Origin of the sequence: Trinickia soli, assembly GCF_002879855.1 — a bacterium.
GTDB lineage: Bacteria > Pseudomonadota > Gammaproteobacteria > Burkholderiales > Burkholderiaceae > Trinickia > Trinickia soli.
Genome location: NZ_PNYB01000011.1, coordinates 1 through 12,806, shown reverse-complemented (window position 1 = coordinate 12,806; position 12,806 = coordinate 1). Strand labels below are relative to the sequence as shown.

Below are 12,806 nucleotides of genomic sequence, written 5' to 3'. Positions count from 1 at the left end.
ATACGTTACCGCATCTCAATTGATCATATTCACTTTATTCGCGCTTTTTTTGGCAGTTTTCGTGCTGTGGCCCCGCAGACGCAAGGCGATCGCCGCCATCGCCCTGGCGCTGTTCTGGCTTCTGTCGGCCGGGTGGCTCACCGCCCCTTTGCTGGCCTCCGTGCAGCGCGATGCGGCGCACTACGGGCCGCCGCATTTCGGCGAGAATCCGGTGATCGTATTGCTCGGAGCCGGCACCCGCTACGACGAGCATGGCGTCCTCGTACCGAAACCCGCCGCACTGCTACGCATCGCGACCGCAGCCTCGCTGTATGGGCAATGCAAGCGGCAAGCAAAGCGATGTCGGGTGATCGTGAGCGGCGGCAATCCGCAGCGTCATTCGGCCGCCGAAGCCGACAACTATGCGCCCTATCTGCTACGCGCACATGTCGCGAGCGCCGACCTCGTGCTCGAGAACGCCAGTCGCACGACCTATGAAAACGCGAGGCAGGTCGCGCGTATTTTGCGCAGCGAACGTTACGATTCGTTGATGCTTGTCACCTCGGCCTACCATATGCCGCGAGCGCTCATGGACTTCCGCCGCTTCGCGCTCGCGCCCGAACCGGTGGCGTGCGACTTGCGGGTCGCCGAACGCGGTGTATTGCCGCGTTGGTCGAACCTCGTCTCCGCCAACCTCGCGATGCATGAACTGATCGGTATGATCCAGTTCTACGTCTATCGTGCGTTGGGCTGGTTTTGACGGGCTCGATCCCGACATGTAACGAGACGTAACGGATCGTCGCTTTTGCTCCACACGAATCGCGTACTTAGGCATATGCTGGCTAGAATTTGCAATGTCCAGCCAGACGGGCAGCATTTGGACCACTATCCATCCACTTTTCGCACGGAGGCAATAATGAAGAAAGCGTCCCTGACTGTCTTGATTTCCCTGTCGGTGCTGGCCGGCGCCGCATACGCTCAAACTGAGGGCGGCGTCACGATGAGCACCGATCCGGCCAAGGCTGCCGACGTCGAGCAACGTGCCCAGGCTTTGGAGCAGCAGCAAAGCACCATGCCGATGGATGAAGCGACGCCGATGAAGAAGCCGCATCACAAGAAAATAATGAAGAAGCACATGACGAAGAAGGCGGCAAGCGCAGCGGGAGCGGCGCCCGCCAGCGGCGCAAGCCAATAACCGCATGACACGTGCGGCGCGAGCCGCCCTCGCATGACGAGCCGAAGCCGGTCCCGCTGGCTTCGGCTTTTCTTTGGGTCCGGCGATCCCGTGCGAGCGGTATGCTAAAGTCGCGCACCGGATCGTTTTACAACCCGCGCGCACGGGCGCGGAGAGGACAGCATGAGCAACATCCAACTGGATATCGAATGGACCGAAGCGGCATCGCGCAAAATCGAAAAGCTGATGCCGCGTGGGTCGCAAGAAGCGTTTCTGGCTTTGCCGCCGGTCGAGTGCCTGCCGATGGAAGGCGACGTTTTATTTCTCGGCCCTGCCGGTAAGCAGCAGCCGTTCGTGGTTGCCGAGCGTCAATACCATCACGACGGCGATGCGGATTGGACCATCATCCTGATCCTCGATGTGCTGCAGGCCAGTCACTGACCTTCCGCAGATTCATTCGTTGTCCTAACGAATCTGACAACGCATTGCATGCGCACGAAAAAATACCCGCGTTCCGTGGAACGCGGGTAAAACCGTCGCCTTACGAGGATAGGCGACGGGGCCACCGAAGCTCGCGGGCAACGCGAGCCATGTTTGTGCGGGGTGCTGCTTCGATAGATCCGATTGCCGCTCAAAGATCCACGCAACCACGCGGTACGCGGCTTGAGTAGCGACAGCGGATTCGTTTTTGGTAAAGCGTCACCCCTCTTCTCCTCCCTGCATTTTTGCCCTACCCGGCTTTAAAAAGCAGTTTGCGTGCCATCTCGAAAGCCGCATTCAGGCCTTTGATTTCGAAAGAAAAACGAAAATCGATTCGGCGAGAAACGTTGCGGCGACGAAACGTTACGGCGTAACGTCACGTGACGCCGGCGATCACAACGGAACACACCGACGGCGTCGGGGGAAGCCCCAAAAAACGAAACCCGCCGGGCGGCGGGTTCGTGTTGATGCTCAGCGCGTGGAAACGCGGCGGTCAGCGCAATTGATCGACGAGCAGCGACATGATTTCCTTGGCCGGCCCCGAACTCTGAATCGCGCCTTTATCGTCGACGACGGCCACGCGCGTTTGGTTCTCGGTCACGGCCTTTACGTTGATCCGATATTGCTTGGCGACCTTTTCCTTGCGGCCGTGGAATACCTGGCTCCAGAAGCCTTGCTCGTCGGAGGACTTGTCCTTGGGATCGACATAGCTGATGTAGTAGAGCCCACCGCTCTGGTCACGGTCGTTGACGGTGAAGTTCGAGCGATCGAGCGCGAGTCCCACGCGCGCCCACGCCTGTTCGTACGGCTCGTCCAGCGTGAGCTCCGTCGACGTGTATTGCGCATCGGTCGAAGCGGTTTGTACCGCTTGCGACTGGGCCGAAAGGGTCGCGTTGCGCGCGGCCACGGCAGCGGCGTCGGCATCGGCCTTGCCCTTCTTCGCCGTCGCAGCGCTGGCCGGAGCCGGCGCAATGTCGGCCGCAACCGGGCCCGCCGTGTCGCCGCGCGAGTCGGCCAATGCAAGGCCCGCCATCAATCGCTTCAGATACTCGAGCTCCAGGGCCGGGTCGTTAGGCTTCGCTTCCCACTTGGTCGTGTCGCTATTCGGCCCTTCGAGCGCTTCGCGCATGCCCTTCTGGCTGATGAACACATAGGTGCCGCCGCTCGGCGCCGCTTCGAGGCGCGTGCGGTATTTGTTGCGCTCGGCCGCGACATACGCATTGCCCATCGCCTTCGACAACGTATTGCGAATGAGGCCTTGGTTGATTTGCGGACGCGTTTCGTTCCAGTCGGTTTCGAGCACGTGCTTGTCGCGCTGATCGACCACGAGGAGGAAGCCTTGCTCCTGCCAGAAACGACGGATGCGCGGCCAGACTTCGTCGGGCGAACGGTTGTCGATCACGAGCCAGCTTTCCGTGCCGTCCCGCTGAATGTGCATGCCTTTGACCGGCGGCATGACGGCATTTTCAGACGGCGCCACTTTTTGCACCTGCGCCAGACCGGAGAGCGACGCTTCGCCGCTTTGCGGCGGCAGGGAACGCTGATCAGCGGCTTCGTCGAGGAAGTTCGGTGGAATGGCGAGCGAGACTTCTTTCGATTTGGAATCGCTCTTGTAGTCGACCTTGGTGGGCGACGACGTACTGCAACCGGCAACGAGGCCGCCGGCCAAAACCACAGCGGCGAACCGCGAGGTAAAACGAAAATCGGTCATGTTCGGGAAATCCTTGCGCTTTCGCCGCCGCGAGTGAATGGATCAGCCGAGCATTTTACCGGGCCGGACGATTCATGTGCAAAAACACGTCCCTGGCCCGGCAAACCGTGCTCGCCGCGGCGCATAGCGCTCGTTTTCCAGGTGGCTCAACGAGGGGGCGAGCCGCGCTCGAGGATATGCTGCAACGCCGCTGATTTCGCGGCCTCTTCCGCCTGCTGCATGGTAGCGAAGGGGCCCTGGGCGACATGAACGATCGGCCAATCGGCTTCGTCGCCGACGTCGCCCGAGACTCTGAAGCGAGCGGCGAAGCCACGAGGCTTTGCGGGCACGATCTGAATGTCGACCGAGACGCCTTCCATTTGATGCCGCATGAAGCCATCCATGGCCGCCTCCTTGTCCTTTCCACCGGATACAGCGGACATGCTAGCACCGTGCGGCGGAAGAGGAGACCGGCGGGACAGTCGGGCTGTCGGGGGTGCCGCACACTCCGCGGCGATTCGCCATTCCGGGTTCATGTTCAGCCCGGATGCACAAAGGGCGAACTCGGTCTCGCCGGTCGATTGCGACGCACAGGAAGCCACTTTTGCGACGTTCGGCGGAAGCGCCGCTGCCGCAGCGGCCTGACGAAGATCGAGAACGCACGCGCCCCCTCTTTGGCCCCCGCGCACGCGTCTCGCCGGACGTTCTCGCGTCCGGCACCGCCTCACTTGCCGGCGACCGAAATCGCCCGCGTCGAGCGCGATTGCATGCGCAGCATAAATCTGACGAGCGGCGCGGTCAGCGCTGTCGTCACCAGCGCGAACACGACGAGAATCGTGTAAACACGCGCCGGAAGAATCTGCATCTGCAGACCGATCGATAGCACGATCAGCTCCATCAATCCGCGCGTATTCATCAGCGAGCCCACCAGCATCGCGTCGTGCGGCGCAAGCCCGGTGGCGCGCGCACCCAGATAGCTGCCCCCGAACTTGCCGACGAACCCGCCCGCGAAAAACACGCCGAACCACAACCACGAAGTCGAGTCGTCGATCGTCCCTATCGACGCGTGCAGCCCCGCATGGGCAAAGAACACCGGCATCAGCACCAGCTTGACGAAGCCCTCGATGCTATCGTGCCAATCCTTCGCGACACCCGGCACACGCCGCACGAACAGCGCCGCGGCAAGCGCGCCGAATGCACTGTGGAACCCGATCATCGAGGTCGCCAGAGCCGACGCCATCACGAAGCAGAACATGACTGCCAGCCGGTCGCGCGCGGCATGCGCCGTCGATGCGAGCCGCTCGAGCGTCGGGCGAACCACGAAGCGCACCAGCAGCGCGCTCAGTGCCAGATAGACGAGCATGCTGACGAGCATGCGCGCGAATGCCCAGCCCGGCCCCCTCGACAACGATGCGATTACCGCAAGCAGCATCCAGCCGAGCGCGTCGGTAAGCATCGCGGCAGACATCGCATGCCTCGCGCCCGCCATCGCGCCGAGCCTCAGGTCATCGACAATGCGCGCCATGACCGGCACCGCCGATACCGCGAGCGCAACGCCGCAAAACAGCACGTACCGCAGCGACGGCGCATCGCTGGCGAGCGTCCCCTTCGACACGACCGCCACGATCATGCCGATCGCTGCCGGCACGAACAGGCCGCCCGCCGCAATCGCAACCGGCACGCGCCACCGGCGTCCGCGCAGCGTGACGCCGAAGTCCATATGCAGACCGACCTGAAACATCAGCAACACCAGACCGACCTCGCCGAGTTGCGCCATCCCCGACGGCGCACGCGGGCCGAACAGCACATCGTAGAAATCAGGTGCGATGCTGCCGAACAGCGAAGGCCCGAGCAGCAGGCCGGCCGCAATCTCGCCGACGACCGCACACTGGCCGAGTCGTTCGGCAGCGCGGCCGCAGACGTTGCAGAGTCCGATCACGAGCACGAGTTGCAGCAGCCAAATAGTCATGAAATGTCTCGGGAAAGTGCGACCGACGCACTACGCCGTGATGACCGTGACGCCGCGCGCCAGGTTCGCGAGTGCCAGGCGGAACGACGCGGCCGAGACCGGCTCGGCTAGGGCCGCCGGCTCACGCATCGCCGCTCACTCGCGGCTGCGCGATCGAGCGGTCCCCTCGGCGACGCGGTCGACCCAACCTCGGTAGAACGCGCGGTACTTGAGCACGAGCTTGTCGTACCGGCTGTACGCGCCGCCGCCGTCCGGCTTCATCCCGTTCCAGATTTTGACGTCGTACCCCGCGGCCTGTCTGGTCTGCAACCCGAACAGCACGAAGTCTCTCGCGCGGCGCAGGGGACCGCCCACCTTCTTGATCGAAATGAGCATGTGCATGACGTTTTTGCCGTCGCTCACCGGCGTCACACACTGGAGCAGCTTGTATTTGACGTCTCCGTCCAGGGCGACGGTCATGACGCACCCGCCGGGGTAGCCATCGAAGTGCAGGTTCATCTGCGACATACTCAGGCCGAGCGCGCGCGACAACATGCCGAGGGGCCCGAAGTACCGGTCCACGGTGAAGTCGATCCCGGCACCGAACCACGCGCCCGCCCGGGCCAGCGACTCGACCTCAGGCCACTGGCGCCAATCGTCGAAGAGCTTGAGCTCGAAGGCCTTGATCGGAAGCTCGTGCACGGGGTTCGCGTGCTGCGCGTCGTAGAAGTTCTCGACGATCCGCAAGACCGCCGTCGTCGTCTCGAACGCGAAGTGCAGGTGCATAAAGTCGCCGTTGTCGACGTCGGCCGCGGCGATTTCGGGCAGCGGGTGCAGCGGCTGCGGGGAGCCATACCAGACCCACACGTAGCCATATCGCTCGGCGGCGACCAATGTCGGCTGGTGCGCCCCGCGCGGGACAGGCTCCAGCCGGCGCACCTCCGGGCTGTGGCCGGGGATGTTAACGCACTGGCCCTGCTCGTCGTACCGCCAGTGGTGAAACGGGCACTGGATGCACCCGTCCTTGACCCGCCCGTCAGCCAGGTTCGCGCCGAGGTGCGAGCAGTGGCGGTCCATCACCACGGCCCGGCCCGTCGCGCTGCGCCACGCCACGCACGGACGGCCGAAGAGCGTCAACTCCGTCGGCTTGTCCTTGAGGTCGTCCGAGCGCATTGCGACGTACCAGCTCGCCGCCAGGCGCGTGGTCGCGTCGTACGCCCCCTGGGGATGTTCCTTCCCCGGGGGATGCTCCTCGGTGCCCACCAGATCCGCTTGATCCAATTGAATGTCGTTCATCGTTTTCGTGCTGGTGTCGGCCGACTACTTCAGCGCCAAGCCGATGCGCGTCGTGACGTACGCCTTGAGCAGCGCGAACATCGGGTTATAGTCGAAGTACTTTTTCACCTCTGCCGGCGCGCTGGTTTGCGTCCAGTGCAACAGCTTCATCGCCGGCAGCAGGCTGTACTTCGAGTTGTTGAGCTGCGGCTTGGCCCCGGTGATGCAGTACCCGAAGCCGAACATCGGCCTGGCGAAGTCTCGTTCGTCGATGAGGGCGTGAATCCGCGCCGCGGCCTCCTCGGCCGGCTTGAGCCCGGCGCTCACAGCCTCGACCTCGGCTTTGGCGTCGTTGAACAACTGGTAGTACCCCTCCATGTCCGCGCACAGGTACCCGAGGTACGGGGGGTCGTTGTCGAGGTGATCGAGGTCGCCCTCGTCACGCGACGCGCGGAACCTCGCGTGGGCTTGCACGAGCCGGAACTGCCCGAGGATCGTGCCGACCGCCCACAGCCTGTGGAACGCGTCCCACAGGCGAAAATCCGAGAACGCCGTGTAGCAGCAGCTGACGAAGTCGTCGTTGTGATCCAAAAGCTTCTGCTGCAGGCGCTCGATGTACTCGAAGCGCTCGGGGGAGAAGTCGTCGTCGCGCAGCGCCTTGATGAGGCGCGCCGCGAGCGCGTGGATCGTCACCGCGGTGTTCTCGAGCCCCCGGGAGAAGAGCGGGTCGATGAAGCCGTTCGCGTGCAGCATCAGGCAGTAGCGGTCACCGACGCAGGCGCTCGACGAGAATTGCAGGCGGTCGGTCTTGACCCAGTCGCGCACCGGCACGGCGTCCCGGAACTGCTCCCCGATGCTCGGGAACCGCGCGAGGAACTCGTCGAATTCCTGCTGCGCGGAGATGTCCGTTTTCGGGTAGACACGCGGGTCGAGCTGCAGGCCGACGCTCACCAGGTTGTTGGTCGACCGCGGGTGGTTATTGAACGGAATCACCCAGAGCCAGCCGCCCTCGAACATGTGGTGCAAGGTCCCCTCGTGCCAGCGCCAGCGCTGCCCCTTGACCTTGAAGATGTCGTCGAACGGCTTGACGCCGAGCATGTGCGTGTAAAGGCTGCGCGAGTGCGTCTTGAAGCGACACGGCTCTTCGCGGAGCTTGAACTTGGTCGCGAGCGGCGCGCGGGGTCCTCCGCAGTCGATCATGTACCGGCCGGTGAACCGATCGCCTTGGGCGGTGGTCACCGCGACGCCGTCTTTGTCGGCGAGGTATTCGGTCACGTTCGTCTTCTGGCGGACCGTGCAGCCGTACTTAATGGCAGCTTGCAACAGGTAGGCGTCGACGTCTTGCCGGTAATAATGGCTCTCCGGACCCCACGGCAGCTCGGGAATGACGCACTGTGTGAACTCCTTCGGGTCGTGCTCCTGGCCGGGCTTGTGGAACACGAAACCGAAGTTGCGCTTGATGCCCGTGCTCGACGCGACGTAACGCTGGGTCGCGTAGAACGACGTGATGTGATCGAGCTCCGGTATGCCGTAGCGATCGGCGATGATGCGATTCATAAGAGACGTCTCGGGGATCGACGATTCGCCGATCGTGAACCGCGGGTGCGACGACTCCTCGATGATCAGCACGCGAAACTGTTGTTTGGCCAGGATGGCCCCCATCTGGGTGCCGGACATGCCCGAGCCGAGGATGATCACGTCGAAGTGGTTGCTATCGTGCCCGTTCGCGGGGCTCTTCTGAGTCATGGGGGCAAGCTCTCCTTGTGAGATGGAACACATGGCCGCACGCGTCAGACGTCGGGGCTCGTCGAGCGCGGCCCGGAGGCGCGACCGCGCGGCACGCGTAAGCGTGAGTAGATCGCCGAGCATGCTGGGCGCGTACCCCCCACTGCCTATCGTGGGGCCGCTTCGTCCGGCTTCGTACGCCCGCTCCGCCAATTTGAGGTGAGGCGCCCGGAAGCGCAGCAGGACCTCGAAGACCCGGTCGAGGGCCGCCAGCCCGGCCCCGACAGGCTCGCTCCGCGCGCCGACCGCTTGCGCCTCGCCGAGCGCGCGGTCGACGAGCGCAGGCTCCCCAGCGAACCGAGCGTAGACCGCCCTGAACTCGGGAAGCACGTAGGGCAGGTACGTCTCTTTGAATTCTCGATAAGCTTGGTGATCCGATTGCGAGCCCCACAGGACGTGCTCCAGCACGAAGAGGGGCATTTCTACGGCACCGGGGCCGAGGTAGCTCTGGCCGCCGACTCGAATCGGTTCGTAGAAGGGGCGGAGCTCGTCGTAGAAGACCTGCACCGAGATGAAGCGGTAAGCGTAAACGATCGATTCGACCATTTTCTGAAGATAGGCCGCTAGCTCGTCGCACCCTTGCGCGAACGCGGGCGACCGCAGGGGCACGTCGGACAGCTCGACGGCCACTGCGATGGCCGCCTCGAGGGCCGCCATCGAGATGCGCACGCTCTCGAGCAGGTGCGCTTCGTCGCGGAGCCCGGTGTAGCTCCGCTGCGCGTCGGCCGCCGCGGGGTTCCAGACCGTCACATGCAGGAGCGTCTCGCGCGGCGGCAGGTCGGTTGCGCGCGCCAAGTCGAGCAGCACCGGCTCGAGCCCGGGCACCACGTCCGTGGGTTCGTGTCCGTGCCGCTTGAGCGACCCCAGGAAGAATCCGATGTCCCGCATCGCGGCGGCGGCTTCGACGAAGCCCCAGCCGGAGGACACGCCGCGCGCCGGGAGGAGCTCGCGCAACAGGCCAACGATGCCGGGCACGTCCTTTTTACGGTTCAGGCCCGGCAGCTGCAGAACGAGCGCCCGCGCCTGCAGCGGATCGCAGGCCGCCACCGCAGCGTGCGCGGCCGCGGAAGCGCATACCCGGTCCAAGGCGCGCTCCACTACAGGATTTCCGGCGCCGCGAGCGTCGGCCCGCGCTGGCTGCGAGACCGCCCCGCGTCGCCCTCACGCAGCGACCGCAGGTAGTCGTAGTTCGTCGGCAGGCTCGTCCGCAGGCGCTCGGCCTCGCGCCGGATGCGGGCGAACATCGCTTCGGCCTTATCGATCGACTCCGGTCGGTGCCGCAAGAGCGGCAGCGACCGGTCGGGCAGCATGCCCAAGCCGGCGAAGATGCAGTAGTAGTTTCCGTTCAACCAGAAGTTCTTGAACTCGTAGTCGAACGTCTCGTAGTACGTAGAATCGTCGAACGACGTGGTGGTCAGCGGCAGCCCCGCCTTGTAGCGCTGAACCTTCTCTTTGATGGCGTCCGAGAGCCGCAGGTCGTGCCGGTTCGCGAGCCAGAACGGCGTGTCTTCGCGCGACGTGGTGAAATAGTGCGCCTGGACGAAATCTCGGCAGTCGTCGAACATGTGGACGATCTCGGCGTTGAACGCGTCGGTCAACCGCGGGTCGAACGAGGTATCGGGGAAGTGCTTCACGAGCTGGTAAAGCGCCGCGTAGATGAAGTAGATTCCCGTCTATTCCAGGGGCTCCAAAAAGCACGACGACAGCCCGATAGCGATGCAGTTGTTGACCCACGCCCGCCCGTTGCGCCCGACCCGGAACTTGATCTGGTTGAGCGGCTGCTTGTCCGAGAGGCCCCAGAGGTCGAGGAAGTCGGCGGTGGCCTGGTCGCGCGAGGTGAACTTGCTCGAGAAGACGTAGCCGCTGCCGAACCGGCCCAGCATCGGAATCTTCCAGGTCCACCCCGAGTTCATGGCGATCGCGGAGGTGTACGGCTCGATTCCCTCGCGCGCGTCGTCGTTGGGCACGGCGCTGGCGACCGCGCTGTCGCACAGCAGGTAGTGGGACATGTCAATGAAGGGCTCCTTCAGCGCCTGGTTGATCAAGAGCCCCCGCATGCCGGAGCAGTCGATGAACAGATCCGCCTCCAGCGTCCGCCCCTCCTTGGTGGAGAGGCTGGAGATGAAGCCGCGGTCGTTCAGGTGAACCTGCACGACCTCGTCGACCACGCGGGTCACCCCGCGTTCGATGGCCCAGCGCTTCAAGAAATCGGCCACCAGGTGCGCATCGAAGTGCCACGCGTGGGACATCTGGCGGGTGCCGTCGGGCAGGCACGGTGCCAGCTTGCCGTCGAGCGCCCCGGTCTGCGGGTAGCAAGCGTACGCCATCGGCTGCTGGAAGCCCTGTTCGTGCTTGCGCAGCCAGTAGTGGGTAAGCGGCACGCCGTCGCAATTCGGCACGTTGCCGAACAAATGGTAGAAGTAATCGTCGCCCGAGCCGTCGGGAGACTTCCTCCAGTTTACGAACTTGATGGCGGCCTTGAATGCGCCGTTCACCTGGGGCATCCACTCCCGCTCCGGTATCCCGAGGAAGTCGAAGAAGACCTTCTGCAAACTCGGGATGGTCGCCTCGCCCACGCCGATCCGGGGGATCGCCTCAGACTCGACGAGCGTAATGTTCGCCTGCTGCTGGAGCGCCCGGACGAGGTACGAGGCGGCCATCCAGCCCGCGGTGCCGCCGCCCACGATGACGATATTCTTGATGGGATAGCTCATGACACTCTTTTCAAAGGATTTAAAACCTGAATGGATAGTGCGTACTGCGCGGCGTACTCGGCCGGATTCGGCGGCAACGCGCCGCGTAGGCTTTGCGACCTTGCGCAACGTCCAGAAACTCCATTGCGCATTCGTCTGATTAATGATTTGAACGACCTTACTCCGGCGGGCGGGACGGCAGCCAACTCAGTTACAAACGGAAACACCTGAAAACCGTTTCATGGCGACTAACGTTAAGTCTTTCGGCGAAATAATGCTTTTTGGCTTAATCCTCAAATATGGATGGACCGAACTTGCTTAATGAGTGACAGAGAGGCGCTAGCTCGCAAGCGCATGCGTGGTGCTTATTCAAATCGCTTAACGAGAGCTTGGGCGAGGAGCCGCGGGTGTTGGGGTTCGCAAATTCCGCCAAGGGTGGTCACAAACTGCGCTAGCGAGAAATTTTTATTGATCTATATGCGGTTTAGGTTGATCACGTATACCGCTCGTGTTGTGGCGATTAAATTCCATTAGCAACGCTTTCTTGTGGAGACGCTATGGCTCAGTCGGCCACGCAGCGCCTAAAGGTCACGCAGGATTGATACCGTCAGCGATACCGAAAAACATGCCCGGCACTTACCGGCTCGCTCGTATCGCTGATTCACTCGCCCAGATACGCCACGCGCACCTTCGGATCATCAAGCATCTGCTTCGCGTCACCCGACATCGTGACGAGACCCGAGTCCATCACGTAGCCGCGATTCGCCGCCCGACAGCGTGCCCGCATACTGCGATGCACGCTCTTTCAGGCGCGGGAAGAAGCCGAACATACGGTCGACGTCCTTTTCGATCTGGTCGTTGTCGTTGCGCATATACGCGCCCATCTGCATGTTCTCGACGATCGACATGCGCGCAAAGATGCCGCGCCCTTCCGGCACCATCGCGAGACCGCGCTTGAGCAGCTCGTGCGCGGGCAGCCCCTTGATCGACTGGCCCATGTACTCGATATCGCCCGCCGAATACGCTTTCAGGCGCGTGATTGCCTTCATCGTCGTGGTCTTGCCGGCGCCATTCGCGCCGATCAGCGTGACCAGTTCGCCCTGCCCGACTTCGAGGTCGATGCCTTTGACCGCCTGGATGAGGCACGCATACGCACCGTGCTCAGCGACACATTTTCGCCGAGCCCACATCCGGACGCTTGTCGAGAAGTCGGGCATCAAGCGCGTTCTGATGGCCGGCATCGAGGGCGTGCAGGAAGCGGGTGCGCAAATGCAAGCGCGTTACGCTGGCGTATGCTTCGAGGCCTCAAACGCAGAAACGGCGGTGCAGGCAGCCGATGTCGAGGCGGGCGATCTGCTGATGGCGGCGCCGGGCGTGGCTGACTGGAGCACCGTTTCGGAACTCGGCGATGTCATCGCCAATGGCGTTGCCGAGACGCGCTCGCAAGCCGATATAACGGTCTTCAAATCGCTTGGGATTGCGCTTGCCGATGTTGCGCTCGGCGAGCTGGTCACACGCAGGGCGATGGCAGTGGCGGATCTGGGCGGCTAGTCAGTGGCCGTTCTTTACCGGGACCGGACGTCCAGATGTCTCGGTAGACAAACAGGTGAACGTCTCTTTGTGGCCGACTCCTGCGCAATGCGGTCGGCCGTAGCCGTTAAGGGTTATTCGATGCCTGCCATCGGCCACAGGAATGTGACGGTGCCGCCGCGCGTGTGGGCAGGCGTCGAATAAGCCTCGATGGAGGAAACCGCGGAGTGCCCCGAAGCGCTTGAAGTCTTC

At 63.3% G+C, this 12,806-nt stretch carries 9 protein-coding genes and 3 pseudogenes; 4 read left to right on the top strand and 8 right to left on the bottom strand.

What is annotated here, in order from left to right; all coding sequences use genetic code 11:
• Positions 1–19: 19 nt before the first annotated feature.
• The 3 genes from C0Z19_RS14240 (at position 20) to C0Z19_RS14230 (ending at position 1,594) form a co-directional block, all read left to right on the top strand.
• Positions 20–739: a YdcF family protein gene (locus C0Z19_RS14240; RefSeq protein WP_175084044.1), complete on the top strand. Its 720-nt coding sequence runs from the start codon at positions 20–22 to the stop codon at positions 737–739.
• 156 nt (positions 740–895) lie between these two features.
• The gene (locus tag C0Z19_RS14235) at positions 896–1,174 is read left to right on the top strand and encodes a hypothetical protein (protein WP_102610490.1); all 279 of its coding nucleotides are present in this window, start codon (positions 896–898) and stop codon (positions 1,172–1,174) included.
• Between the two features lie 162 nt (positions 1,175–1,336).
• On the top strand, positions 1,337–1,594 hold the full coding sequence (locus C0Z19_RS14230) for a DNA-binding protein (protein ID WP_102610489.1): 258 nt from the start codon (positions 1,337–1,339) through the stop codon (positions 1,592–1,594).
• Positions 1,595–2,126: 532 nt separating this feature from the next.
• Here C0Z19_RS14230 and bamC read toward each other — a convergent pair.
• The 8 genes and pseudogenes from bamC to C0Z19_RS14190 form a co-directional block, all read right to left on the bottom strand.
• The gene (gene bamC / locus C0Z19_RS14225) at positions 2,127–3,344 is read right to left on the bottom strand and encodes an NlpB/DapX family lipoprotein (protein WP_102610488.1); all 1,218 of its coding nucleotides are present in this window, start codon (positions 3,342–3,344) and stop codon (positions 2,127–2,129) included.
• 146 nt (positions 3,345–3,490) lie between these two features.
• Positions 3,491–3,766, bottom strand: a complete 276-nt coding sequence (locus tag C0Z19_RS14220) for a hypothetical protein (RefSeq protein ID WP_233196139.1) — start codon at positions 3,764–3,766, stop codon at positions 3,491–3,493.
• Positions 3,767–4,047: 281 nt separating this feature from the next.
• Positions 4,048–5,292, bottom strand: a complete 1,245-nt coding sequence (locus tag C0Z19_RS14215; RefSeq protein ID WP_102610486.1) for a cation:proton antiporter — start codon at positions 5,290–5,292, stop codon at positions 4,048–4,050.
• Positions 5,293–5,427: 135 nt separating this feature from the next.
• A complete protein-coding gene (gene prnD, locus C0Z19_RS14210; protein WP_102610485.1) occupies positions 5,428–6,567 on the bottom strand; it encodes an aminopyrrolnitrin oxygenase PrnD in 1,140 nt (379 codons plus the stop codon).
• A 24-nt stretch (positions 6,568–6,591) separates the two neighbouring features.
• Positions 6,592–8,292, bottom strand: a complete 1,701-nt coding sequence (gene prnC, locus C0Z19_RS14205; protein ID WP_102610623.1) for a monodechloroaminopyrrolnitrin halogenase PrnC — start codon at positions 8,290–8,292, stop codon at positions 6,592–6,594.
• Positions 8,293–8,349: 57 nt separating this feature from the next.
• Positions 8,350–9,429, bottom strand: a pseudogene (gene prnB / locus C0Z19_RS14200) (monodechloroaminopyrrolnitrin synthase PrnB); the annotation flags it as partial.
• Positions 9,429–11,045: pseudogene (prnA, locus tag C0Z19_RS14195) on the bottom strand (tryptophan 7-halogenase PrnA). The pseudogenes prnA and prnB, both read right to left, overlap by 1 nt.
• Positions 11,046–11,685: 640 nt before the next feature.
• Positions 11,686–12,214 (bottom strand): annotated as a pseudogene (locus tag C0Z19_RS14190) (ABC transporter ATP-binding protein).
• 40 nt (positions 12,215–12,254) lie between these two features.
• On the opposite strand from C0Z19_RS14190, the gene C0Z19_RS14185 reads away from it, so the two are divergent.
• Positions 12,255–12,575, top strand: coding sequence for a hypothetical protein (locus C0Z19_RS14185; protein WP_102610484.1), 321 nt, complete (start codon positions 12,255–12,257; stop codon positions 12,573–12,575).
• Positions 12,576–12,806: the final 231 nt, after the last annotated feature.